Annotated in this window: 28 protein-coding genes and 1 tRNA gene; 20 read left to right on the plus strand and 9 right to left on the minus strand. The window is 59.9% G+C overall.

Going from position 1 to position 21826, the window contains the following annotated elements; genetic code table 11:
- Positions 1-15: 15 nt before the first annotated feature.
- Positions 16-108: transfer RNA gene (locus AC1DYQ_RS01955), tRNA-Ser, on the plus strand.
- Here AC1DYQ_RS01955 and AC1DYQ_RS01960 read toward each other — a convergent pair.
- Both AC1DYQ_RS01960 and AC1DYQ_RS01965 read right to left on the minus strand, forming a co-directional pair.
- Positions 79-450, minus strand: coding sequence for a helix-turn-helix domain-containing protein (locus tag AC1DYQ_RS01960; protein ID WP_477685343.1), 372 nt, complete (start codon positions 448-450; stop codon positions 79-81). The two genes, AC1DYQ_RS01955 and AC1DYQ_RS01960, sit on opposite strands and share 30 nt — an antisense overlap.
- A gap of 240 nt (positions 451-690) precedes the next feature.
- On the minus strand, positions 691-867 hold the full coding sequence (locus AC1DYQ_RS01965) for a hypothetical protein (RefSeq protein ID WP_477685344.1): 177 nt from the start codon (positions 865-867) through the stop codon (positions 691-693).
- Between the two features lie 16 nt (positions 868-883).
- Between AC1DYQ_RS01965 and AC1DYQ_RS01970 the strand changes: the two genes are divergently transcribed.
- The 10 genes from AC1DYQ_RS01970 to AC1DYQ_RS02015 all read left to right on the plus strand — a co-directional run bounded on the left by AC1DYQ_RS01970 (position 884) and on the right by AC1DYQ_RS02015 (position 6909).
- The gene (locus AC1DYQ_RS01970; RefSeq protein ID WP_477685345.1) at positions 884-1069 is read left to right on the plus strand and encodes a hypothetical protein; all 186 of its coding nucleotides are present in this window, start codon (positions 884-886) and stop codon (positions 1067-1069) included.
- Positions 1066-1254, plus strand: coding sequence for a hypothetical protein (locus AC1DYQ_RS01975; protein ID WP_477685346.1), 189 nt, complete (start codon positions 1066-1068; stop codon positions 1252-1254). Before AC1DYQ_RS01970 ends, AC1DYQ_RS01975 begins: the two co-directional genes overlap by 4 nt.
- Positions 1255-1327: 73 nt before the next feature.
- Positions 1328-1645 carry a hypothetical protein gene (locus AC1DYQ_RS01980; protein ID WP_477685347.1) on the plus strand — a complete coding sequence of 106 codons (318 nt, stop codon included), beginning with the start codon at positions 1328-1330 and terminating at the stop codon, positions 1643-1645.
- 2 nt (positions 1646-1647) lie between these two features.
- Positions 1648-1842 (plus strand): hypothetical protein, encoded by a 195-nt coding sequence (locus AC1DYQ_RS01985; protein WP_477685348.1) that lies wholly within the window; start codon positions 1648-1650, stop codon positions 1840-1842.
- Between the two features lie 93 nt (positions 1843-1935).
- Entirely contained in the window at positions 1936-2136 is a 201-nt protein-coding gene (locus tag AC1DYQ_RS01990) for a major capsid protein (RefSeq protein ID WP_477685349.1), read from the plus strand.
- A 121-nt stretch (positions 2137-2257) separates the two neighbouring features.
- Positions 2258-3649, plus strand: a complete 1392-nt coding sequence (locus AC1DYQ_RS01995) for a hypothetical protein (protein ID WP_477685350.1) — start codon at positions 2258-2260, stop codon at positions 3647-3649.
- Positions 3649-3975: a DUF2523 domain-containing protein gene (locus tag AC1DYQ_RS02000; RefSeq protein ID WP_477685351.1), complete on the plus strand. Its 327-nt coding sequence runs from the start codon at positions 3649-3651 to the stop codon at positions 3973-3975. The genes AC1DYQ_RS01995 and AC1DYQ_RS02000 overlap by 1 nt, the downstream gene beginning before the upstream one ends.
- Complete coding sequence (locus AC1DYQ_RS02005) at positions 3975-5108, plus strand: zonular occludens toxin domain-containing protein (RefSeq protein WP_477685352.1); 1134 nt, start codon at positions 3975-3977, stop codon at positions 5106-5108. Before AC1DYQ_RS02000 ends, AC1DYQ_RS02005 begins: the two co-directional genes overlap by 1 nt.
- A 287-nt stretch (positions 5109-5395) precedes the next feature.
- The gene (locus AC1DYQ_RS02010) at positions 5396-6301 is read left to right on the plus strand and encodes a rolling circle replication-associated protein (RefSeq protein WP_477685353.1); all 906 of its coding nucleotides are present in this window, start codon (positions 5396-5398) and stop codon (positions 6299-6301) included.
- Positions 6302-6333: 32 nt separating this feature from the next.
- Positions 6334-6909 carry a recombinase family protein gene (locus AC1DYQ_RS02015; protein WP_477685354.1) on the plus strand — a complete coding sequence of 192 codons (576 nt, stop codon included), beginning with the start codon at positions 6334-6336 and terminating at the stop codon, positions 6907-6909.
- Positions 6910-6919: 10 nt separating this feature from the next.
- On the opposite strand, the gene AC1DYQ_RS02020 is transcribed toward AC1DYQ_RS02015, so the two are convergent.
- Positions 6920-7129 (minus strand): hypothetical protein, encoded by a 210-nt coding sequence (locus tag AC1DYQ_RS02020; RefSeq protein ID WP_477685355.1) that lies wholly within the window; start codon positions 7127-7129, stop codon positions 6920-6922.
- Between the two features lie 412 nt (positions 7130-7541).
- Between AC1DYQ_RS02020 and AC1DYQ_RS02025 the strand changes: the two genes are divergently transcribed.
- Both AC1DYQ_RS02025 and AC1DYQ_RS02030 read left to right on the plus strand, forming a co-directional pair.
- Positions 7542-8108 carry a hypothetical protein gene (locus AC1DYQ_RS02025; RefSeq protein WP_477685356.1) on the plus strand — a complete coding sequence of 189 codons (567 nt, stop codon included), beginning with the start codon at positions 7542-7544 and terminating at the stop codon, positions 8106-8108.
- A 109-nt stretch (positions 8109-8217) separates the two neighbouring features.
- A complete protein-coding gene (locus AC1DYQ_RS02030) occupies positions 8218-8394 on the plus strand; it encodes a DUF2158 domain-containing protein (RefSeq protein WP_477685357.1) in 177 nt (58 codons plus the stop codon).
- Between the two features lie 377 nt (positions 8395-8771).
- Here the strand turns inward: AC1DYQ_RS02030 and AC1DYQ_RS02035 are convergent, their stop codons facing one another.
- Positions 8772-9098 carry a hypothetical protein gene (locus AC1DYQ_RS02035; protein ID WP_477685358.1) on the minus strand — a complete coding sequence of 109 codons (327 nt, stop codon included), beginning with the start codon at positions 9096-9098 and terminating at the stop codon, positions 8772-8774.
- Positions 9099-9393: 295 nt separating this feature from the next.
- The gene (gene bla, locus AC1DYQ_RS02040) at positions 9394-10302 is read right to left on the minus strand and encodes a class A beta-lactamase (protein ID WP_477685359.1); all 909 of its coding nucleotides are present in this window, start codon (positions 10300-10302) and stop codon (positions 9394-9396) included.
- A gap of 108 nt (positions 10303-10410) precedes the next feature.
- Here bla and AC1DYQ_RS02045 point away from each other — a divergent pair, with 108 nt between their 5' ends.
- Entirely contained in the window at positions 10411-11274 is an 864-nt protein-coding gene (locus AC1DYQ_RS02045) for a LysR substrate-binding domain-containing protein (RefSeq protein WP_477685360.1), read from the plus strand.
- 53 nt (positions 11275-11327) lie between these two features.
- Entirely contained in the window at positions 11328-12251 is a 924-nt protein-coding gene (locus AC1DYQ_RS02050) for a LysR family transcriptional regulator (RefSeq protein ID WP_477685361.1), read from the plus strand.
- Positions 12252-12254: 3 nt separating this feature from the next.
- On the opposite strand, the gene AC1DYQ_RS02055 is transcribed toward AC1DYQ_RS02050, so the two are convergent.
- Entirely contained in the window at positions 12255-13466 is a 1212-nt protein-coding gene (locus tag AC1DYQ_RS02055; RefSeq protein ID WP_477685362.1) for a D-amino acid dehydrogenase, read from the minus strand.
- Positions 13467-13718: 252 nt separating this feature from the next.
- Here AC1DYQ_RS02055 and AC1DYQ_RS02060 point away from each other — a divergent pair, with 252 nt between their 5' ends.
- The gene (locus AC1DYQ_RS02060) at positions 13719-14612 is read left to right on the plus strand and encodes a transporter substrate-binding domain-containing protein (RefSeq protein ID WP_477685363.1); all 894 of its coding nucleotides are present in this window, start codon (positions 13719-13721) and stop codon (positions 14610-14612) included.
- A 162-nt stretch (positions 14613-14774) separates the two neighbouring features.
- Positions 14775-15533 carry an aspartate/glutamate racemase family protein gene (locus AC1DYQ_RS02065; RefSeq protein WP_477685364.1) on the plus strand — a complete coding sequence of 253 codons (759 nt, stop codon included), beginning with the start codon at positions 14775-14777 and terminating at the stop codon, positions 15531-15533.
- 126 nt (positions 15534-15659) lie between these two features.
- Here AC1DYQ_RS02065 and AC1DYQ_RS02070 read toward each other — a convergent pair whose 3' ends face one another.
- From AC1DYQ_RS02070 to AC1DYQ_RS02080, 3 genes are all read right to left on the minus strand, one after another.
- Complete coding sequence (locus AC1DYQ_RS02070; RefSeq protein WP_477685365.1) at positions 15660-16061, minus strand: RNA-binding S4 domain-containing protein; 402 nt, start codon at positions 16059-16061, stop codon at positions 15660-15662.
- 71 nt (positions 16062-16132) lie between these two features.
- Positions 16133-17596, minus strand: a complete 1464-nt coding sequence (locus tag AC1DYQ_RS02075) for a sensor histidine kinase (protein ID WP_477685366.1) — start codon at positions 17594-17596, stop codon at positions 16133-16135.
- On the minus strand, positions 17593-18291 hold the full coding sequence (locus AC1DYQ_RS02080; protein ID WP_477685367.1) for a response regulator: 699 nt from the start codon (positions 18289-18291) through the stop codon (positions 17593-17595). The genes AC1DYQ_RS02075 and AC1DYQ_RS02080 overlap by 4 nt, the downstream gene beginning before the upstream one ends.
- 408 nt (positions 18292-18699) lie before the next feature.
- Between AC1DYQ_RS02080 and AC1DYQ_RS02085 the strand changes: the two genes are divergently transcribed.
- From AC1DYQ_RS02085 to AC1DYQ_RS02095, 3 genes are all read left to right on the plus strand, one after another.
- A complete protein-coding gene (locus tag AC1DYQ_RS02085) occupies positions 18700-19659 on the plus strand; it encodes a Bug family tripartite tricarboxylate transporter substrate binding protein (RefSeq protein WP_457280283.1) in 960 nt (319 codons plus the stop codon).
- Between the two features lie 142 nt (positions 19660-19801).
- Positions 19802-20320, plus strand: coding sequence for a tripartite tricarboxylate transporter TctB family protein (locus AC1DYQ_RS02090; RefSeq protein WP_477685368.1), 519 nt, complete (start codon positions 19802-19804; stop codon positions 20318-20320).
- Entirely contained in the window at positions 20320-21825 is a 1506-nt protein-coding gene (locus tag AC1DYQ_RS02095) for a tripartite tricarboxylate transporter permease (protein ID WP_477685369.1), read from the plus strand. Before AC1DYQ_RS02090 ends, AC1DYQ_RS02095 begins: the two co-directional genes overlap by 1 nt.
- Position 21826: the final 1 nt, after the last annotated feature.

Genomic DNA, 21826 nt, shown 5'->3' on the forward strand with positions numbered 1-21826 from the left:
GATAATCGATTTATTGGAAACGTGACCGAGTGGCCGAAGGTGCTCCCCTGCTAAGGGAGTATGGGGTGTAGAGCCTCATCAAGGGTTCGAATCCCTTCGTTTCCGCCAAGATGACCCCTGTGAGCTTTTCGCTTGCAGGGGTTTTTCTTTTGGCGCTGGCAATTCATCTGTCTCGGGTGGAAATGCATCAAGCATTGCGCGGATTGTGGCTTTTGCTTGAGCCTCATATTCGTTACCGGCGTCTAGCGTGTCGTCGAAGTATTCGAAGATTGTTCGCAAGCTGTCTGCACCGGCGATCTGCGCTATCGCTAAGCGCTTTTTCAAGCCGCATATTCGCGTCCCTTTTTTAAATTCGCTGATGTGACCCTGCGTTTCGCCGATTAGTTCGGCCAGGTGCTTTTGGCTCCCCGCTGCGCAGATTGCTTGTTCCACCGTCGACTTAAATGACATGCGTGGCTCCTCGTAGTTGAAATATTCCATTTAATGGTATATATTGTCTATATACCAATTATTGGTATAGACCATTAATTGGTAATTATCGACTACTGGAAGGCACTCCATGGACTCTCAACCGCATTGCTTTGCAACCTTTCCGGGTTGCCCTTGCCCCGTTTGCACTCCCCCTGCTGAAAACGATGAGGCCCGCCGGGTGCCTCCGGCCGCTGATTCCGGGCAGGGGGTGTGCATCCCTCAGGATGGGTCTTTGCGCTCAAACCAAGGCTTCTCTTCCTCTTCCTTGGCCCCCTTGCGGACCAGTTTGATTTCCCAGCCGCATAGCCAGAGCACAAACCAGCCTCCGGCGCCTACGAAGCCTCCGATCAGTGCGGTTAGCCAGATTGGTGTGGATGGGCAAACAAGTATCTGCATCGATAGTTCCTCCTCGTTGTGCGGAGATGGTAGCCCTTCCATCCCTCGGTACAGCCTGAGCTACATCGATGTTCCCGGCCTGCATGGCCAGCCCGGTGCCGATGTGGTCGAAACCGGCTTTGATGCCTTGGACTCGGTGGTGTTGCTCCGTTCGCTTTTTGTCTACGGCGTCAAGTCCGTGACGGTGGCGGTTCTCCCATGACCGCCCCCAAGCGCTCCAACCTCGATAGCACGCGCCGTGCTGCTGTCAAAAAGGGTTGTGTTGTCGAGTTTCCCGGTGGTGCTACTGCACGCGTGTCGCGGGTTCGCCTCGGCTGGTTTTGGACGTACATGACCGCGCAGCGCGATTACTTCGCGTGCTCAGAGGTCAAGGTGTTGAGCGATTGAACCCAGCCTCAAGCCTTCGCGTAAGGGCTTCGGGCCGGGTTCCGGCGCTACATCAACTCATAGGAATTTCATCATGACCGTTTTTTCATCCACCGTTCGTATCCTTACCGTCGAAAGCGAAGAGCGCACCACCGCTAAGGGCAACAAGTTCCCGCACTTCGCCGCACGCTCCATCCTGTTGGGCGATGACGGCGAAACCGTGATTACTGTTGGCGCTCTGCGCACCCGCGATGAGGCGCTGCAGAAAAAGTGTGTGCCTGGCACGTTCCGCGCCACCTTCGCCCTGCAGGTGCCGGACTGGGGCGACAACAAAGGCGACATCTGCGCCGTGCTGACCGACCTCACGCCGCTGCCTGCCAACGCTGTGCGTCGTTCCACACCAGCAGCCTAACCATGGCTGACCCCATCACCATCTCCTGCCCCAGCGCGTGCACCGTCACGCTCGATATGCAGGTCTCGCTCATCCCTTTCAGCATGTCCGTCCAGGACGGCGCTTTGCTCTCAGGGTTGATCGTTTCGGTGTGGGTGTCAGCCCTCGTATTCCGCTATTTCATCCGCATGGTCCGCAACCCGGGGGAGCCGGACTAAAGAACTCCAGCGGTGAGGGTGCCAGCGTTGTGAAACGTCGTGCCCTCATCGGTGTAGTTGGGGATTCACCCCGCCACCTTTTGAAAGAAAACCATGTTCAACAAAATCAAACTGATGGTCCTGTCTGTTCTCGCAATGCTGTTTGGTCTGATGCAGTCGGCCCATGCCGCGCTGGATACCGTGGTCTCCACGGAACTGGCAACGGCCAAGACCGACATCATCACTTTGGGCGGCATCGTCTTCGGCATTGCCGTTGCGATCGTGCTCTACAAGTGGTTCAAACGCGCCCTGTAAGCGCTGTTTGATTCGTGCGCCTGGACAACCTCCGGGCGCACCTGTCAGGCCGTTTAACAGGGGGAAACCGTATGGAAGCTACTGCAGGTATATGGGTCATGGTCGCGATATTGGGGGGCGCATGGCTTTTCTTTACCGCCTAGGTGCTGCCGTCCTGTTCGCCCTCACGCTGGCGATGGTCTGGACCCCTGCACGCGCCGACTTCCCGCCTCCTCCGGGTGGCATGGAGTACATGTACTCCAGCCAGAATGATCAAGGCGAGTGGGTAGGTTCGCAGATGGGTGCCTGTGCAAGCTGGGCTGCAGTTTTCAATGGCCATCATTCGTCGCAAGTGTCCGTTTCGCCTATTTCGATCAATAGCGAAGGTCAGTGTGTGTATTCCTACCAATACACAGCCGCTGGTGGTGGCACCAGTGGCACCGGTACCGTCGGTGGGGGTTCCCGCGTCACGCCGGCCACTTGCCCGGCAAACAGCACCGGCACGACTTCATGTGTTTGCAATGCTGGCTTTGTTGAAAATCCCGCGCATAACGGCTGCGTGCTGCCTCAGCAAACCTGCGGCGAGTTGGGCACTCCTGTTGCCGGCAGTTCTTCCAGTAGCCAATACACCGGGTCCGGCAATTACACCGGTGGCGTCCTATGCCGTGGAGGCTGCAAGGTCTATCCGGGCTCATCGTGGAAAGGCGTCGATGGCAAGTGGTATGCCAGTGGTCCGCTGATCAATATCGGGGCCACCTGTAGCACTGGCGATGGGGGTGCCGGTGGTGGCAACGATACGCCCACGGCTGGTACGCCTCCGGTGCAGTGTTCAACTGGCAAGTGTCCCGGCCAGGTCAACGGCGTGGATGTGTGCTTGCCTTGCAGCACCGGCATCACGGAAAGCACGACGGCCACCACGACCACCATTGCAGGTACAGGCACAGCAGGACCGGGTTCGGGCGCTGGAACTGGCGCCGGTGAGGGGGCAGGCACTACCGGCACCCAAGGCACCTCAAAGACCGAATGCAGCGGTGACAGGTGCACCACCACGATCACCAGCACGAAAACTAACCCGGATGGATCTACCGGTACAGCGGTGACTACCAAGCAGGAGCCGAAGGACGACTTCTGTACCAAGAATCCGCGTTCGCCTTTGTGCGTCAACAGCAGCTGGAGCGGGAACTGTACGGGTGGCTTTACGGGCGAAGGTGATGCTCTCGTTGTTGCGACTGCTCAGGCAACCAGCAAGACGCATTGCCTGCTTGACCCGGGGACTGCACTAGACAGCGTGAAAGAGGCGTTGGCCAATGGCACTTTTGGGCCAATGCTGGAGACGACAAACAAGACCGTTTCGCAGTTCAACCAGTCCAACCCGTTAGGCGATACCTGTCCTTCTGACGTGCAGGTCAATCTTGTTTTTGCCTCGGTCACTATCCCGCTCTCTGCGATGTGCACTTACCTGCGCGCTCTCGGCTACATCGCTGTTGCCTTCACGTTGATCTATTCCACGTTGTTCGTGGTGAAAGGCCTGTAATGCCGCTTCCTCTTGCTGCCGTCCTTGGCACCGGCCTCGGTGCGGCCATCGTTGCCGGCATTGCCTCCGGTGCTACACAGATGGTGCTGCGTGTTTTGGCCACGCTGGGCTTCGGTTACCTGACCTATACCGGCGTGGACCTGCTGGTGACCCAGAACGAAGCCCAGGTGTTCACGCTGATCGCATCCCTTCCACCATTGGCGCAACAGCTGCTCGGCGTCCTCAAGATCGGCGTGTGCATCAAGATCATTTTTTCAGCGCTGGTGCTGCGCCTGACGGTGATGGGCCTCAATGAGGGCGTGATCAAGCGCATGAAGGTGGTCTGATGCTGAACCTGCACACAGGCCTGCCCGGCAACGGCAAGACGCTCTACACGCTGTCCACCGTCGAGAAACGCCGTATCGCTGAGAACCGCGCCGTGTACTACACGGGCATCAAGGATCTGCAGCTCGATTGGATCCTGATGGACAAGCCGGCAGAGTGGTACAACCTGCCCTCGGGTGCCATCATCGTCATTGACGAATGCCAGCAGCTCTTTACGCCACGTGCGAACGGCGCGCCCATCCCTAAAGCGGAGTCGGAGCTGGAGACGCACCGGCACAAGGGCTTTGATATCTATCTGATCACGCAGGACCCGACGTTCATCCCGTCGCACGCCCGCAAGCTGTGCAATGTGCATCGGCACATGATGCGTAAATTTGGCTCCAAATGGGTCACGGTCCACCAGTGGGAAGGCGTTCGCGACAACTGCGCCAAGAGCCGTAAGGACTCTATCGAGTCCCAATGGATTGACGATGTCGGCATGTACGGAAAGTACAAAAGCGCTGACGTTATTACCCAGAAATTCCGGGTGCCCTTCAAGCTCATCTTGGCCGGTCTGCTCCCCATTGCCGTGATCGCTGCGGCTTACTACTTCTATCAACGCCGGGTGGCAACGCCTGCGCCGGCCGCGCCACCTGCAGCCTCGCCCGCAAGCGCTCCAGGCACACATCAGCCGGCACCAGCTCCCAAGCGTGTGTTTGATCCTGCGTCGTTTGAGCCGCGCATTGCTGGGTTGCCGTTCACTGCGCCTCGCTATGACGAGTTGACAGCGCCTGTGCGTGTCCCGGCTATCGCTGGCTGCGTGTGGTTTGAGCAGACCGCTCGGGGCCATTGCTACACGCAGCAAGGCACACAGGTTTTTCCTCCGGTGTCGTTCATCAAGCAATTCATTGAACGCGGCATGTTTGAAGACTTTGAACGCGGTCCCGCTGTCGGTGAGGTTGCCGGCGGCGGTCAGCGTCCCCCTGACAACTCCAGGCCACTTACACGCCCGCCACCGGTCCTCCCTGCCTCCATAGGCTCCCAGCACGTCGAGATGGGCACCAGTGCGGTCCTGCCGCCGCCTGATACCCGGAGCACGGTCCAGCGTGACGGTGAGGTGCTGGCGTTCATGCGCAAGCGTGAATACATCAAGTGACCTGCGCAAACCACCTTTTGGAAGACAAACAGCAGGGGAGCCCTTTAGGGGGCGGCACGCCCGGGGTATGGGGTGCAACCCCATGTAGCGAAGCGCGACCACGTGGAAAACCCGCCAGCGCTGGGCCAGGCCGCGAAGGGGCAAGCCGCAGGCGCACCGAGCGGCGCGCAGCGCCGCTTAATTTATCTATTAGGGATAAGTGAACCAAGGGTTCTCTCGGAAATAAAAAAGCCCGGCACTGCGTCAACAGTCCGGGCCAGATCAGCAAAAAGAAATGAGGCTTGCCGATGGAAAGTATCGTAAATCACAAAGGGTATTGGTGCAAGGTCGAGCAATTCGGCTGGAAGGTTCGCACATGGAGCTCAGCGGCGACCGGCCAGACCGAAACCATCGTGTATCCCCGGAAAATCTATGTGCCCATGGTGGACATTGATGACCCTTCGTGTGTGGTGTACGAGGTTGACCAGTCCGGCACCGTTCTCGATGAGGAACGTAAAGAGCGTGCCCGGGTGGCGAATCGTTCCCGTGAACGCTCCAGGGCAAAAACCAAGTGCCGCCACCGCATCAAAAGCCATGACTTGTCGCAGATGCTCACCGGCACGTACAAAGAAAACATGACTGACTTCGATAGGGTGCACAAAGACTTTAAAGCGTGGTCCCGGCTCATGTCGAAGTACATCAGGAATTTCCGCGCCGTGTGGGCTTTCGAAGAGCAGGACAGGGGTGCGTGGCACTGGCATGCCGCGATAGACAAGCTACCCCCTTACATCCGTGTTGGCGGCCATCCTGTGCGCTCCTATGCATTCGTGCGGCAAATGTGGCTACGCGTGGTCGGGGAGTTTGAAGGTAAGCCGAACGGCACAGTTAATGTCGATGGTCACAACAAAACCAAGGTTGGAACGCCGGCCAAGTGGACTAAAAAGCAGAGCCTCGCGCAGATTGCGGCGTATGTCTCGAAGTACCTCACCAAGGATCACGGTGAAGGCATGTCAGGCCGCAACATGTGGGGTTCATCTCAGCACCTCGATGGCGACAAGCCAGTTACGGTCGTAATTCCCGATAACGTGCCGCTGTATCAAGTGATGGACCTATGCCTTGCTACCGGTATCCCCGACGGTCACAGGATCGTGAATCACCGCCTCGGGCGTTTTGGTGATTTTTGGCTCTTGTACACAGAGCCAATTCCTATTTAGATTTTTCTCTCAACAACAGGGGGAAATATTAAATGCTGATTGGATATGCGCGTGTCTCGACAAAGGATCAAGAGACCGACCTGCAACTTGATGCGCTTAAGCGCGCTGGTGTGACGCAGATTTTTGAGGAGAAGGCTAGCTCTGTGGGAACACGGCCTCAGTTGCGTCGCTGTCTGGCGGCACTGCGCCCAGGTGACGTATTCGTAATCTATAAGCTTGATCGGGTAGCACGTTCATTGCCTGACCTGCTTTCCATCTTGGCGGATATAAGGGCCGCTGGAGCCCTTGTGAAAAGCCTGACTGAGCCGTTAGATACGACTACCGCTATGGGGTCGTTTGTCATTCAGATTCTGGGTGCCGTCGCTGAGCTGGAGCGAGGCATCATCCGTGAGCGCTCCATTGCGGGACAGCGTGCGGCGCGTGACCGTGGTGTCCTTCCGGGTCGTCCTCGGTCCCTGCCGCCCGATGACGAGATTGAAGTGGTCCGGCTTTACCAAACGGGGCAGTACACCATTGCGGGATTGGCAAAGCGGTACGGAGTATCTGACTCTGCGGTAAAGCGCGCCCTGTATCGCGTCAAAAAACCGGGGCACTCAAGTTTGAAATAGCTAAGCCCAACTAGCCTTGGGTTGCGTCCCGAGGCTCGACAGGTGCTATCGGGTTCAACCATACATCCGCGGCCTCATGCGGCGACAGCACACGGTACTCAGTGCGCTTCCAGAGGTCCATGGCGACCTCTTCCAGCACGGCCTGGTCGATAGTCTTCCAACGCTCATGTAGGCGGTCGGCAAATTGCGCAATCCATTGGGTAGGTAATAACGTTTCCATGTGGAAATCGTATCAGAAACACTGTATGCTTGTACAGTATGAATGCTACGACACTTCCGGCATATGAACGCCTAAGGACACTGACACGGTCTCCGCAAAACGGCTACTTGCTCTACGTGCCAGGGGGCATCATTGCTGCAGGCTCTTTGAGCTTGCCAGCACCGACGGCAAATGAGGCGTTCAAGCCCGAGAGAGCGGTGGAGGTTGACGTCCCAGATCTGGGCGGAAAGATGCGCATCACCTTTATGCTCAAAAATTATCGCCACCACAAAACCAGCACTTGGGCGTGGACGGCGGTTCGGGCGGATGTTGTATAGCTTCTAAGTGCCGCGGGATGGCGCCGCATGAGTTCGTTTTGCTAACTGTCAAAAAAACTACCCCGGTAACAAATACCCATATTGTTGGAGGTCCGATGGAAACAAATCTCACAAAACGTGACGTGGCTAGGCGCCAGTTGACTACCGCAATTAGCTTATTTTTTGACGATAAAGACCTCGTCTCAATACACTCACTTGCGACAAATGCCTGGGAAGTCATTGACGTTCTCTGCAATGAAGCGGGCGTTACAAGTTTCTCCAACCAAACACGAGCGAATATTCCTGTAGGTAGGGATCTGAAGGTGAACTACATCAATGTTCCCTACAGGAACTTCTTTAAACATGCGGACCGTGATCCGAGCGCAGTCCTTGCTGAATTTGACCCCAAGGCAGTTGAAGCCGTGATGTTTTTGGCCGTTGAAGACTACATCAGACTATTTAAAAAATCTCCGATCCAGCTCCAAACATTTCAAGTTTGGTATCTCGCAACAAATGATGGAAAAATTGACGCGCTCCATAGGGATCGAGTCCTGTTAGCGACAAACCATTTGTTCCCAGACATTAGCACCGCTACTYGAGCTGAGCAGCTAAGAATGGGCCGATCTGTATTGGAGACAGCGCTATTAGACCCCGAGCTACTCAAAGACGAGAGGACGGAGTAAGGTTCCTTGCTTCGGTAATAGTTACCACGCAAGGCACGGGTTAATCAGACGATGTGTTGCTGGCGGCGTCTTAACATCTCCAATGCCAATGTTGGCGAGTGGAGGATTTATGGCAAATTTTCAAGCTGGTAGTTTGGTGAAGTTGAAAAGTGGCGGGCCGGAGATGACTGTGCTTCTGGAAGATTCCATGGGACAGTTGTACTGTGCTTGGTTTCCGTCGTGGACTGAGGCCCCCATGTATGCGTCTTTCCCCGCTGCGGCTCTGAAACCGTCTGAGGCGGCATGAAAAAACCGGCTATTGCCGGTTCCGATTAGGTGTCGCGTCTGATGGGGTCTGCAGTAAGTTGCGCATCGAGGGATCGAATCCCTTCGTTTCCGCCAAGACACAGAGCCGCCTTCGGGTGGCTTTTGTGTTTCTGGCTGGCTCAAAACCGTCCGTTTCCGCCAAGACTACCGACTCTCTCCCGCATGGGGCAGAGTCGGTTTTTTTGCGCCGGATTTCTGCGATTGTTTCAAGAATGGGTAACCTTGCTTTCAACGCGAAGCGTCCGTCGCGCTGTTACCTTGCCACGCTCTTGGACTCAAGCTTTTCCAGGTCAGATACCGGCACGGGCATGAAAATCAATCAACGACCACGCAAATATGGCCGTCCATTTTTCTTTGCTACGGCACGGGAGGACTGCTGTCCGCCAGCTCGACTTCCACGTCATAGATTTCAGTGATTTTCCAGTGCGAACCGTCATGGCTTGCCTGGCCGAGTACTTTTACAAGGAATGAACTGCGCTGCTTCTCCGTCTGCAGTGTGATTTCGCAGATGAAGTCGAGCTTTTCGGGACCGTCGGGAAGCGCCCCAAGGAGTTGATAACCAGCCCGGCTGGACCTGCCCTCTTTTCTTCGCTGCCGTAATTTTTCAATCTCAGGCGTGTGAAGAACGAGGGCAGTGAGGTGGTCGATAAGTTCATCGATCACTACCTGCGGGTTTATTTTCATGTTGTATGTGAACTCTTCTAGGAATCTCCTGATTATCGATCTTTAGTATTACATTTTTCTATCTCTGTTGTAACCAATCTCTAGTTAATACGGCATTTCGTTTTCAATAATTTCATCAATTGCAATAGAAAATTCGTCGGAACCAACGTTTTTGTTAAGCGCCAAACCCCGGCAATAGACTGCAGGCTCTCATGCCCGACCTCTTTACCTTGGTGACAGCGTTGCCGTTTGAGAATGTGTTTCCCCGCAACGCAAAAAAGTCGCCCGGAGCGGCCAACTATGTTGTCTCGTGTTCTCAAGCTGGCGTGGCCAAAGAAGCCGCCAATTGACCGGCCTTTGCCACGATGGCCTCGCGTTCCTCCAGGGGCTTTGGGCTCCCGGTCAAATACACTGTGATCACCACAGGCGCGCATCCCGCAGGCCACAAAACGCCGATGTCGTTGGTGGTGCCATGGGCGCCTGTACCCGTCTTGTCGCCAACCAGGCAGTCCCTCGGCAGCAGGGCGCGCAATCGCCGGTCGGATGTCTTGCTGGTGATCAGCCACTGGCGCATCTGCTGGCGCGAGGTGTCTGACAGCGCATTGCCCAGCACGATTTTTTGCACGGTGCCCAGCATGGCGGCCGGCGTGGTGGTGTCGCGTGGATCGCCGGGCGTGGCTTCATTCAGCGCGGTTTCAATGCGATCCAGTCGTGTCATGCGGTCACCGAGCGAGCGCGCGTAGTCGGTCAGGCCCTTGGGCCCGCCGAAGCTGGCCAGCATCAGGTTGGCGGCCGTGTTGTCGCTGACGGTGATAGTGGCTTCGCACAACTCCGCGAGCGACATGCTGCCACCGGCTCTTGGCCCGGTGACCGGTGAATGGGAAACCAGTGCCGCGCCGTCAACAGGCAGCAGGCGGTCCAGCCGTTCCTTTCCGATGTCTACCCGGTGCAGCACCAGCGCAGCGGCCAGCAGCTTGAAGGTGCTGCACATGGGGAAGCGTTCCGCAGTGCGGTGTCCATGCTGCACGCCGGTACCGGTGTTGAGGATGGCAACACCGAGCCGGCCGCCGCTTTCCCGCTCAAGGGCTTTGAGCCGCCCGATGACCGAACTTGAATCAGCGGCTTGCGGTGCGCCGCTCATGCCCCATAAATTCTGGGCGTGAGCTGAAACCGAGCCCGCCGCCATGAAGCTTCCCAGTGCGCCGGTAAATTGTCGTCTCTGCATCATTTTTACTCTTGGGTTGGTATGAAAACGGTAACGATATTGAAGGGCTGCAATTCCGGCAAACGGCAATAATCAAGGGAACTCATAAGTAAATCTTGGGCTTGAACCATGCACCTTCCCCTGAATGCTTTGCGCGCCTTTGAGGTGTCCGCGCGCCACCTGAGCTTTACGCGGGCGGCCGACGAGCTGAACGTCACGCAAACCGCGATCAGCCAGCACGTTAAAAACCTGGAAGAGCGCATGGGCGTTCCGCTGTTTCGGCGGCTTCCGCGCGGCCTGGCCCTGACGGATGAAGGCCTGGCGTTACTGCCTGCCCTGTCGGAATCGTTCGGCCGCATCGGCGCGTTGCTGGAGCAATTCCGCGATGGCCGTTTTCGGGAAGTGCTGAGCGTCGGGGCTGTCGGTACTTTTGCCGTGGGCTGGCTGATCCCCCGTTTGGCGGCGTTCCAGCAGGCCCACCCTTTCGTTGATTTCCGGTTGTTCACCAACAACAACCGCGTGGACTTGGCCGGTGAGGGCCTGGACTACGCCATACGCTTTGGCGACGGCGCATGGCACGGCACCGAAGCCGACCTGCTTTTTCCCTCGCCGCTGTCGCCCGTCTGCTCACCTGCAACGGCTTCCCGCCTGCGAGAACCTGCTGACCTGGCTGGTGAGGTGCTGCTGCGCTCTTACCGGTCCGATGAATGGGTGAGCTGGTTTGCCCTGGCCGGTGTGGACTGCCCAGTGGTCAGGGGGGCGGTGTTTGATTCGTCCCTGACCATGGCGGAAGCTGCCGTGCAGGGCGCTGGCGTTGCCTTGCTCCCGGTGAACCTGTTTGCGCGAGAGCTGCGCGAAGGGCGACTGGCAAGGCCGTTTCCACTGGAAATTGAAAACGGCAGTTACTGGCTGACCCGGCTCAAATCCCGGCGCGTGACGGGGGCCATGGGCGTTTTCCGTGACTGGATCACCCGCACATGCTGCGCACGATAATTGCTGTGCTGAGCCTGCACCATCCCGCCTGAACACGCACCACGGAACCACCCATGCGCCTGCGCCACATCGAAGTTTTCAACGCGGTCATGCTCACCGGTAGCGTCAGCGGGGCGGCCCGCCTGATCAATGTCACCCAGCCCGCTGTCAGCCGCATCCTGCAGCATGCCGAGTTGCAGCTGGGTTTTGCCCTCTTCCAGCGCAGCAAGGGACGGCTGACGCCGACCTCCGAAGCGTTGACGCTGTACCCGCACATCGAGCGGCTGTTTGCCCAGCTCGATGAAGTGCAGCGCCTCGCGGCCAACTTGAAGACTGGCGAAAGCGCCAGGGAACTCCGCATCCTGACGGTGCTGGCACTCAGCTACGAAATCCTGCCCCACGCGATCAAGCTCTTTCGGATCAAGCATGCTGACGTGGCGATTACCGTGCGGGCGTTGCATTCGCCGCAAATTATTTCTGCGCTGGCGCTGCAGGAGGGGGATGTTGGTTTCCTTTTCAGCCCGGCAGCGCATTCGGCGCTGGCACAGGAACACCTGGCCGACGGCCGCATGGTGTGTGTTGCGCCCAAGGGCATGCTGCCTGCGCGCCTCGTCAAGCGTGGCAGTGTCACGCTTGAGGACCTCACCAAGGTACCGGTCGTCGGGCTTGATGTGATGGACCCGGTGGGCCGCAGCCTCAACCAGGCCTGCCGCGAGGCGGGGGTGGGCCTCGAATTCCATATCACCGTGCAGACCTACCATTCCGCGCTGGCGCTGGCTCACCACGGGCTGGGCATTGCGGTGATTGACACGTGCACAGCGGCGTCCGCCGACCTGACGCGTGTGGACCTGCTGGAACTGGAACCCTTGATCCCGGTGCCCATCAATGCGCTGTTGCCCGCAGGCAAGCCTGGCTCGGTCATCGTGCGGTCTTTTGTGAAATGCTTCCAGCAAGCCCTGACGCAGCGCGCTTCAGCGCCTGCGTCGCGCAAGGCCTGAAGGTCAGCGCTCCAGCATGCGGCTGATGCGCTGCGCAGAGCCGAACGCCAGGGTGAAGCCCAGGGCGCCATGGCCGGTGTTGAACAACAGGTTGGCCGGGCCTTTCGCGTGCGTGCCAATGACCGGCAAACCGGTGGGCGTGGCGGGGCGCATGCCGGCCCAGGGGCTGAGGGTCTCAAAGCTGCTGCAACCGGGAAAAACCGTTTGGGTCGACGCTTTCAGCGAAGCAATCTGTGCCGGGTCGACGGCGGTGTCGTAACCCGAAAGCTCGGCCATGCCTGCCACGCGCAGGCGCGAACCGATGCGCGCGAACACCACCTTGCGGGCGCTGTCGGTCACGCTCACCTGTGGTGCTGCGCGATCACCAGGTGCGACGTCCACCGTGATGCTGTAACCCTTCAGCGGGTACACCGGAAGGTGCACACCCAAGGTGCGCGCCATGCGCGCAGACCCGGCGCCCATCGCCATCACATAACGGTCGGCTTCGAGATGGCCTTGCGGCGTCGCGACAGCTGCAACCAGGTTGCCGCGCACCACGAGCTGTTCCACGGGCGTGTCCAACAGGAAGCGCACGCCTTCGCGGCGCAGCACGGTGAACAGGCCATCGCAGGTTTTCTGGCAGTCGGCAGCACACTCGCCCGGCGTGTAAATGGCGCCGGCGATGTGCCCGTGGCGGTTTTTCAGCGCGGGCTCGATCTCCACGCAGCGGTCGGCGCTGACGGCCTCCTGGCTGCTGCCCAGTTCACGTTGCAGCAACATCTGCCGGCGCGCTGCAGCGAACGCAGCATCGCCGGCGTACAGCACCAGCTTGCCCGTGGCCGAGAAGTCGCAATCCAGTTTTTCTTCGGCCATCATCGCGTCGAAAGACTGGCGGCTGAGCGCCGCCAGCGACAGCAAATGGCTGGTGGTGTTGCGTGAGGTCTTGCCGTTGCAGGCCGCCAGAAACTGCGCACCCCACAACCACTGGCGCACATCCAGGCGAGGCCGCAGCTTTAACGGGGAGGAGGGCGACAGCAGCAGCTTGGGAAGCTGCCGCCAGATGGCGGGATCTGCCAGCGGCTGCACGTAGGAGTAGCTCAGTTGTGCGCCGTTGCCGCCGCTGGCACCGCTGCCGGGGCTGGCGCGGTCCACCACTGTCACCTCGTGGCCGGCCCGCCGCAAGCTGTAGGCGGTTGCCAGTCCCACGATTCCTGCACCGAGCACACACACATGCATAGAAGCCTCTTTGTTCCCTGAAAGAGCGCCACTTTACGCAGTGGGTGCAGATTTGAACAATGCTGAATGCGCGAGGGTTATGACGTGTGGTTATGCCCTCCTGCGAAGGGGGCAGAAGGGATTCTGGGTAAACCATGAGTTTTGGTCATGGGTTTGCCGCGAAAATGAATGACACGCAACGCGCTGCTGTTCCTACACTAGCGATGCCAGTTTCCCGAAACTACCAACCCACCGCCCCCCGAAAGGACAAGCATGAAATTCACTATCCTCATGACCGCCGTGCTGCTGACAGCCGGCCTGGCCACCACCGCCGGCGCGCAAACGGTGCCGACGCTGAAAAAGATCGCCGACAGCAACAAGATCACCGTGTCCTATCGCGAAGCTTCGGTGCCTTTCAGCTACCTGATTGGGTCCAAAACCTCGGTGGGTTTTTCGGCAGAACTGACAGAAGCCATCATTGACGACATTCGCAAGAAGGTGAAAAAGCCGAATCTCGAAGTCGCCTACATGCCCGTGACTTCGCAAAACCGCATCCCCTTGCTGGTCAACGGCACCTACGACCTCGAGTGCGGCTCAACCACCAACAACACTGCACGCGGCAAGGATGTGGCATTTGCCATCAATCACTTCTATACCGGCACCCGCCTGCTGGTCAAAAAGTCATCCGGCATCAAGAACTACGCCGACCTGGCCAAAAAGACGGTGGCCAGCACGACCGGCACCACCAACGCGCAGGTGATCCGCAAGTACAGCGCCGACAAAAAGCTCGACATGCAGCTCATCCTGGGCAAGGACCATGACGATTCGCTGCTGCTGGTTGAAAATGACCGCGCCCTGGCCTTCGCCATGGACGACATCCTGCTGTTCGGCCTGATGGCCAACTCCAAGAATCCGGCGTCGCTGGAAGTCGTGGGTGATTCGCTGCAGGTGGAGCCCTATGCCTGCATGCTGCGCAAGGACGACCCTGAGTTCAAGAAGCTGGTGGACGGCACGATCATCCGCCTGATCAAGTCCGGCGACTTTGCCAAGATGTACGCCAAGTGGTTCACCTCACCCATCCCGCCAAAGGGCGTGAACCTGAACCTGCCGATGAGCGAAGAGCTGAAGGCCAACCTCAAGGCGCTGAGCGACAAGCCGGCCATGTAAGCACCAGACGGGGAGCGCCTGCGCGCCGCTCCCCCGTCCTGCTTTCACAGCTGCCGCGCCCGATCGGGTCCGCAGCTTCTTTTCCCCCAGAAATCCCCAAGCCGGAGCCTTTGGCACCAGTGGGTGGGTGCGCGCCTTGAATTTTGTTTTGGAGTTTGAGCCATGAGCGGCACTGAAAGACAGGTCCTGCACAGAGCGCGTGTGGTCGGCATTCTGGGCGGCATGGGCCCGGCGGCCGGCGCGGACTTTGCGCGGATGTTTGTCCAGGCCTGCGCGGATCACATGCGGTCGCTGCAGATTCCCGTGTCTGACCAGGCATTTCCCGAGCACTGGCTGGCGCAGGTACCGGTGCCGGACCGCAGCAACGCGCTGGGTTCACCGGGGCCGGGCGGCCATCAGCCCCTGGATCCCATGTTGCAAGCAATGGGGAAACTCGCCGCATTAGGTGCCACCACCGTCGCGGTGGCGTGCAACACGGCCCATGCGTGGCACGCCGAATTGCAGGAGCGCTTTCCCCAGCTTGAAGTGCTGCACGTGGCGCGTGAGGTCGCGCAAAACCTGGCTGGCCGCGGGGTGGGGCAAGTAGGTTTGCTGGCGACCGACGGTACGTACCGGGCGGGCCTCTACGACCAGGCCTTGCGCCAGGCGGGGCTGCAATGCCACATTCCTTCCGTTGAAGAGCGCGAGCGCCTGATGCGCGGCATCTATGAGGGCGTGAAAGCCGGCAACATGGCTTTGGCGCGTGAGTGTTTTGCGGGCGTGGCCAGCGCGCTTGCCGGGCGGCACGGCCTTTCAGTGCTGGTTCTGGGCTGCACCGAGATTCCGCTGGCACTCAGCGCGGTGCCTGGCATGGATTCACTTGAGCTGGTGGACCCGGCGGCCCTGCTGGCGCGGGCGCTGGCGCAGCGAGCGTATGCCTGAGCGTCCATCACCATCCTGCATGGCTCAAAACAGCCAATTTTTGAATAAAATAGGCCTCTGACCCAATGGGAATGGGCGCGAGTAGCTACAAAAATGATAGCGAAAACGGGGTGACTCCCCAGTCCCTCAATCGGCTGATGCGCTCCAGCGGTTGTCCCAAGCCTTGTCGAGCGTGCGCCGGTCGCGTTTGGTGGGGCGTCCATGTTCCTGGCTGCCGGCCGGATCGGCTGCCACCCGGCGCTGCTCGGCGGCCTCGGCTTTTAGGCGCAGGCTTTCTTCGGTTTCTTCGTAGAGCTGCTGGGCCACCGGGGCCGCGCCCCGCTGCTTGCTGATGCCGCGCACCATCAGGGTACGGGTGTAGGGGCCTTGCCGCAGCGTCACGGTGTCACCTGGTTTGACTTCACGCGCGGGCTTGACTTCGATGCCGTTGACGCGTACGCGGCCTTTGTCAATTTCTTCCACGGCCAGGGAACGGGTCTTGTAAAAGCGGGCGGCCCACAGCCACTTGTCGATTCGCAATTTGTCCATTGGGCGCTATTCTGTACCAAGGCATGGGGCGCTGTGTAGGATGGCGCCGCGTTTGGATCGTGAACAGGGTCTCACGTCGTGGGCAGGCGTACCGTGGCGTCCAGGCCCGTCACACGGCCGTGCACGACGCGGTTTTCCAGCGAAATGCTGCCATGCATGGTTTCGGTGATCTCGCGGCAAATGGCCAGGCCCAGGCCGGAGCCGTGGCGCACGTTGCCTGCGGAAAAGGGTTGGTAGAGCCGCGCCGACAACTCCGCCGACACCCCCGGCCCGCTGTCGCTGATGGTCATGGCGACAACGCGGGCGTCGCACACGATGCGCACCACCAGCGTGCCGCCAGCCGGCGTGTGCTTGATGGCGTTGTGCAGCAGGTTGCGCGTGAGTTCGCCCAGCATCCATTCATGCGATGTGACGCGCGCCGGCACGGTTTCTATCTCGAAATCGATGTCCTTCTCGGCAATCAGGGGCGAGAGGTCCAGCGCCACAGAGCGCACCACCTGCGCCAGGTCGATGGCCTGCAGGTCAGCCTGCTGGCGCAATTGCTCCACCTTGGCCAGCGCCAGCATCTGGTTGGCCAGGACGGTGGCGCGGTCCACCGTCTGGTTGATTTCCGCCAGCGCGTCACGGGCATCCATGTCGCCGCGCAGTGCGGATTGCACCTGTACCTTGAGCACCGCCAGCGGTGTGCGCAGCTGGTGGGCCGCATCCCGGACAAAGCGCTTCTGGTTGTCCAGCAGGTGCTGCAGCCGGCCCATAACCTCGTTGGTGGCATCCACCAGCGGCAGAAGTTCGCGGGGCGCATCGGGCGCGGTAATTGCCGTCAGGTCGCCTTCGGGACGGGCCTGCAGCTCGGCGCTGAGGCGCCGTACGGGCCGGGTGGCACGCTGCACCACGACGACCGCCACCAGGGCGATCACCGCCAGCAGCAGGGCCTGGCGCCATAGTGTGTCGAACAGGATTTTGCGGGCCAGTGTTTTGCGCAGTTCCAGGGTTTCTGCTACCTGGATTACCGCCATGGCGCGGCCTTTTGCGCTGGACACAGGCTGGAGCAGAACCGCGACCCGCACATCGTCGCCCATGAAGACGTCATCATAAAAATCCACCAGCGCCGAATAGGGGGGCCGTGCCGGGATGCGCCCGTGCCAGAACGGCAACTCCGAAAAACCAGACACCATGCTGCCGCCGAGGCTGGAGACCCGGTAAAAAAGCCGGCTCTGGTTGTCAGCTTCAAAAGCTTCCAGCGCCGCGTAGGGCACTGTGACGCGCAGCTCGGACTGCTCGTCGTAGCCCGTAACATCGAGCTGCTCGCCGATGGATTTGGCAGAAGCCAGCAGCGTACGGTCATAAGCCGTGTTCACCGCGCCCAATGCCTGCTGGTACAGGCTGAAGGTGTTGGCCACTACCAGCAGGCCCACCGGCAAAAGAATGCCGATGAGCAGGTATCTGCGCAGGGAGATGGCGCTTGCGCCGGGTTTTGTTTCGGGTGCTGCGGGGGGAACTGCCTGAACGTCCTGTCGCGGCTGTGGGGAGCTCATGCATCCACTTTCAGCAAATAGCCCAGGCCGCGCAGCGTGACCAGCGTGACGCCGGTTTGCGCCAGTTTCTTGCGCAGGCGGTACACCACCACTTCCACCGCCTCGTATTGCACGTCCGCCTCGCCGGGAAACACCAGCTCGAACAAGCGCTCTTTTGACACTGCATGGCCGGGTTTGGCGATCAGGGCCTGCAGCAGTGCCAGTTCGCGGGGAGTCAGCTCCAGCACCTGGTCGCGGTGGTAGATGGCCCCGCTGTCTTTTTCATAGCGCAACTCGCCCACGATCTGTGCGCCGGCGTCGTTTTCCGCGGGAAGAGCGGTTGCCGCGCGCCGGCGGCTCAGGGCGCGCAGACGTGCTTCCAGTTCGTCCAGGTCGAAAGGTTTGGGCAGGTAGTCGTCGGCCCCGGTATTCAGCCCCATGATGCGGTCGCCTACCGTGCCGCGAGCGGTCAGGATCAGCACCGGTGTGGCAAGGCCCTTGAGACGCGCCTGTTCGAGCACCTGCAAGCCGTCCAGGCCGGGAAGGCTGAGGTCCAGCACCACCACATCGGGCTGGGTGTCCGTCCATTGCGCCAGCGCCAGGCGCCCGTCGGTGCAGCTGAAAACCTCCATGCCGCGGCGGCCCAGTGTCCGCTGCAGCGCGGCCTGCATCGAGGCATCGTCTTCGATCAGTAACAATTTCATGGGGGGCAACATGTTAGGGCCTGTTAACACTATGTTTGCAAATGCGAATGGGGTGAGAAAGCCGCCAATCAAGGCGCGTGACGACGCCCAGACCTTCGTCTGGGCTAGGAGCGCAACGCCGAGTGGCGCCTTTCTCACCCCATTCCCTCCGGGTTGCGATCAAAAAGGCCTTGCGCGGCGTTGCAAAGCCTTGACGGGGTTCACCCCGTCTGCGTTTTGCGCCTTGCTCAAGGCCTTTTTGACTCGCAACGCATCTTGCAAACATAGTGTTAACAGGCCCTAGACATTAGCACTTTCCCCAATGCTTCCGGACAGCCGTTTGACAGAAACGAAGCGCATGATAAGCCCGTGATCGGCTGGATGCCTTCGCCAGCCCGGCAAGCTCAACAATTTCACAATCCTATTTTCAAGGAGACATTCATGCGTCGCGATACCTTTCTCAAATCCCTGGCAGCCATGGCGGCTGCAGGCGCCTTGCCCCTGCCGGCTTTTGCCGCCGCCAACGTCAAGATGATGATTCCCGCCAATCCCGGCGGCGGATGGGACACCACGGGCCGTGCCCTGGGCAAGGCCCTGACGGACTCCAAGGCCGCCGATACCGTGACCTATGACAACAAGGGTGGCGCCGCTGGCGCACTGGGCCTGGCCCAGTTCGTCAACGGATCCAAGGGCGACCCCAACGCACTGATGGTGATGGGCGCCGTCATGCTGGGCGGACTGATCACCGGCAAACCGCCGGTCAGCCTGTCGCAAGCCACCCCGATTGCACGCCTGTCCAGCGAATACAACGTGTTTGTGCTGCCCGCCAACTCGCCATTCAAGTCCATGAAGGACGTGGTCGAGCAGCTCAAGAAAGACCCCGGCAGTGTGAAGTGGGGCGGCGGTTCGCGCGGGTCTACCGAGCACATTGCAGCGGCCATGATCGCGCAGAAGGTCGGTGCCGATCCCTCGAAGATCAACTATGTGGCTTTCCGCGGCGGTGGTGAAGCCACGGCAGCCATCCTGGGCGGCAACGTCACGGTGGGCGGCAGCGGCTACAGCGAATTTGCCGAGTACATCAAGGCCGGCAAGATGAAGGCCATTGCGGTGACCTCGGGCAAGCGCCTGCCCGGTGTGGATGTGCCGACACTCAAGGAGCAGGGCATTGACGTCGAAATCGGCAACTGGCGCGGCGTCTATGGCGCGCCCGGCATCACGGACGCGCAGCGCAAGGCCCTGACCGACATGGTGCTGGCCGCGCTCAAGTCGCCCGCCTGGGCTGAGGCCGTCAAGAAGAACGACTGGACTCCCGCAGTCCTGACAGGCGAGGCATTTGCCAAGTTTGTGGACGACGACTTTGCGGCGCTGCGCGCCACGATGGTCAAGTCCGGCATGGTCTGATCCTCAGCGTTACGTCTCCCACGTTTTCGCGTATCAGCGGCGCGCGGCCCCGTCGAATCTGATGAAGATTTGACGAAATGCCCGCGTGCCCCCAGACTGCTCATGTCTGGCCAACCTTCCCCGCCTTTCGGGAACTATAACGATGACAACTTCAGATCCCTCGGCCGTCTGGCCGCAAACTCTGGTCGGTGCCGGTGTGCTGCTGACCGGCCTGGCGCTGGCCTTTGGTGCGATCAGCATTTCTTCCGAGGCAGGTTATGGCGGTGTAGGCCCCAATTTCCTGCCCTGGGTGGTGTCGGTGGGCCTCGCCATTTGTGGCGCCTTCATCATCTGGGAAGCGCAGAGTGGCGGCTTCCGGGACATGGACCTGCCTTCCGGTGCGGCACAGGCCTGCTGGCCGGGTTTTGTATGGGTCTCGGCGGGCTTGTTGCTTAATGCCGCCCTCATCACCACCATCGGTTTTATCCTGAGCTGCACGCTGTGTTATTTGCTGGCTGTGCAAGGCCTGCGCCGTGCGGGTGGCCAGGCAAGCGTCAATGCGCCGCTGACCTGGGTCACCGATTTTGGGGTGGGTTTCGCGATTTCTGCGCCGGTGTTCTGGATGTTCACGAAATTCCTGGCGATTAATTTGCCAGGCCTGACCAGCACGGGGTGGATCTGATGGATATCTTCAATGCCCTGATGGCGGGTTTCGCGACAGCGATCACGCCGGTGAATTTGCTCTGGTGCCTGGTGGGTTGCGCCCTTGGCACGGCCGTGGGTGTTTTGCCCGGCATCGGCCCTGCGGTGGCAGTGGCCATGCTGCTGCCCATCACCGCCAAGGTCGACATCACCGCTTCGATGATTTTTTTCTCGGGGATTTACTACGGCGCGATGTACGGCGGCTCGACCACGTCCATCCTGCTGAACACGCCCGGCGAAACCGCCAGCATGGTCACCGCCATGGAGGGCAACAAGATGGCCAAGAGCGGGCGCGCGGGCGCGGCACTGGCCACAGCTGCTATCGGCTCGTTTGTGGCGGGCACGATTGCCACCGTCATCGTCACGCTGTTTGCGCCTTTTGTGGCCGAGTTCGCAGTCAAGCTGGGTCCGCCGGAATACTTCCTCTTGATGCTGCTGGCCTTCACCACGGTGAGTGCGGTGCTCGGCAAAAGCACCTTGCGCGGCATGACAGCGCTGCTGGTCGGCCTGGCCGCCGGCTGCGTGGGACTCGACCAGATATCCGGCCAGGGCCGCTATACCGGCGGCATCCCGGAGCTGCTGGACGGCATTGAAATCGTGCTGGTGGCGGTGGGCCTCTTTGCGGTTGCCGAAGTGCTCTATGCGGTGCTGTATGAAGGCCGCATGGTGGAAGAGCAGAACAAGCTCAGCCGCGTGCACATGACCAAGGCGGACTGGAAGCGGTCGATCCCCGCCTGGTTGCGTGGTACGGCCATCGGCACGCCCTTCGGGTGCATCCCGGCGGGTGGCACCGAGATCCCTACTTTCCTGAGTTATGCAACGGAAAAGAAGCTGGCCCAAAACCAGCCGCACAGTGCGGAGTTCGGCACCAAGGGCGCCATCGAAGGCGTGGCCGGCCCCGAGGCTGCCAACAATGCGACCGTGACGGCTGCGCTGATCCCGCTGCTCACATTGGGCATCCCGACCTCGAACACCACCGCCATCTTGCTGGGTGCGTTTCAGAACTATGGCATACAGCCCGGCCCGCAACTGTTCACCACGTCAGCGGCCCTGGTGTGGGCACTGATCGCTTCGCTTTACATCGGCAACGTGATGCTGCTGGTGTTGAATCTGCCCATGGTGGGCCTGTGGGTCAAGCTGCTGAAAATTCCCAAACCGCAGTTGTACGCAGGCATCCTGATTTTTGCGACGGTGGGCGCATACGGCATGCGGCAAAGTGCCTTCGACCTCTTTTTGCTGTACGCCATCGGCCTGCTCGGTGTCCTGATGCGCCGCTTTGACTTTCCGACTGCCCCTGTGGTGGTGGGCATGATCCTTGGCCCGCTCGCTGAGGCTCAATTGCGCAATGCCATGTCGATTGGCGAGGGCAGCCCCGCCGTGTTTTTCCAGCGCCCCATGTCGATCACGCTGGTCGTGATTGTGGTTGCGGCGCTGGTGCTTCCGCGTATGGCTAAATTCTGGAAAGCGAAAAAACCTGCAGGTTGAT

Source organism: Polaromonas sp. P1_F4, from assembly GCF_056405675.1.

Bases quoted from the DNA above. Each gene is read 5' to 3' on its own strand.
- AC1DYQ_RS02055 (WP_477685362.1), bottom strand. From the start codon at position 13,466: ATGCATGTGTGTGTGCTCGGTGCAGGAATCGTGGGACTGGCAACCGCC.
- AC1DYQ_RS02020 (WP_477685355.1), bottom strand. From the start codon at position 7,129: ATGGAAACGTTATTACCTACCCAATGGATTGCGCAATTTGCCGACCGC.
- AC1DYQ_RS02030 (WP_477685357.1), top strand. From the start codon at position 8,218: ATGGCAAATTTTCAAGCTGGTAGTTTGGTGAAGTTGAAAAGTGGCGGG.
- AC1DYQ_RS02085 (WP_457280283.1), top strand. From the start codon at position 18,700: ATGCGTCGCGATACCTTTCTCAAATCCCTGGCAGCCATGGCGGCTGCA.
- AC1DYQ_RS01985 (WP_477685348.1), top strand. From the start codon at position 1,648: ATGGCTGACCCCATCACCATCTCCTGCCCCAGCGCGTGCACCGTCACG.
- AC1DYQ_RS02090 (WP_477685368.1), top strand. From the start codon at position 19,802: ATGACAACTTCAGATCCCTCGGCCGTCTGGCCGCAAACTCTGGTCGGT.
- AC1DYQ_RS02015 (WP_477685354.1), top strand. From the start codon at position 6,334: ATGCTGATTGGATATGCGCGTGTCTCGACAAAGGATCAAGAGACCGAC.
- AC1DYQ_RS01980 (WP_477685347.1), top strand. From the start codon at position 1,328: ATGACCGTTTTTTCATCCACCGTTCGTATCCTTACCGTCGAAAGCGAA.
- AC1DYQ_RS01990 (WP_477685349.1), top strand. From the start codon at position 1,936: ATGTTCAACAAAATCAAACTGATGGTCCTGTCTGTTCTCGCAATGCTG.
- bla (WP_477685359.1), bottom strand. From the start codon at position 10,302: ATGCAGAGACGACAATTTACCGGCGCACTGGGAAGCTTCATGGCGGCG.
- AC1DYQ_RS01965 (WP_477685344.1), bottom strand. From the start codon at position 867: ATGCAGATACTTGTTTGCCCATCCACACCAATCTGGCTAACCGCACTG.
- AC1DYQ_RS02070 (WP_477685365.1), bottom strand. From the start codon at position 16,061: ATGGACAAATTGCGAATCGACAAGTGGCTGTGGGCCGCCCGCTTTTAC.
- AC1DYQ_RS02010 (WP_477685353.1), top strand. From the start codon at position 5,396: ATGGAAAGTATCGTAAATCACAAAGGGTATTGGTGCAAGGTCGAGCAA.
- AC1DYQ_RS01960 (WP_477685343.1), bottom strand. From the start codon at position 450: ATGTCATTTAAGTCGACGGTGGAACAAGCAATCTGCGCAGCGGGGAGC.
- AC1DYQ_RS02065 (WP_477685364.1), top strand. From the start codon at position 14,775: ATGAGCGGCACTGAAAGACAGGTCCTGCACAGAGCGCGTGTGGTCGGC.
- AC1DYQ_RS02080 (WP_477685367.1), bottom strand. From the start codon at position 18,291: ATGTTGCCCCCCATGAAATTGTTACTGATCGAAGACGATGCCTCGATG.
- AC1DYQ_RS02075 (WP_477685366.1), bottom strand. From the start codon at position 17,596: ATGAGCTCCCCACAGCCGCGACAGGACGTTCAGGCAGTTCCCCCCGCA.
- AC1DYQ_RS02005 (WP_477685352.1), top strand. From the start codon at position 3,975: ATGCTGAACCTGCACACAGGCCTGCCCGGCAACGGCAAGACGCTCTAC.
- AC1DYQ_RS02035 (WP_477685358.1), bottom strand. From the start codon at position 9,098: ATGAAAATAAACCCGCAGGTAGTGATCGATGAACTTATCGACCACCTC.
- AC1DYQ_RS02050 (WP_477685361.1), top strand. From the start codon at position 11,328: ATGCGCCTGCGCCACATCGAAGTTTTCAACGCGGTCATGCTCACCGGT.
- AC1DYQ_RS02045 (WP_477685360.1), top strand. From the start codon at position 10,411: ATGCACCTTCCCCTGAATGCTTTGCGCGCCTTTGAGGTGTCCGCGCGC.
- AC1DYQ_RS01975 (WP_477685346.1), top strand. From the start codon at position 1,066: ATGACCGCCCCCAAGCGCTCCAACCTCGATAGCACGCGCCGTGCTGCT.
- AC1DYQ_RS02060 (WP_477685363.1), top strand. From the start codon at position 13,719: ATGAAATTCACTATCCTCATGACCGCCGTGCTGCTGACAGCCGGCCTG.
- AC1DYQ_RS02000 (WP_477685351.1), top strand. From the start codon at position 3,649: ATGCCGCTTCCTCTTGCTGCCGTCCTTGGCACCGGCCTCGGTGCGGCC.
- AC1DYQ_RS01995 (WP_477685350.1), top strand. From the start codon at position 2,258: ATGGCTTTTCTTTACCGCCTAGGTGCTGCCGTCCTGTTCGCCCTCACG.
- AC1DYQ_RS02095 (WP_477685369.1), top strand. From the start codon at position 20,320: ATGGATATCTTCAATGCCCTGATGGCGGGTTTCGCGACAGCGATCACG.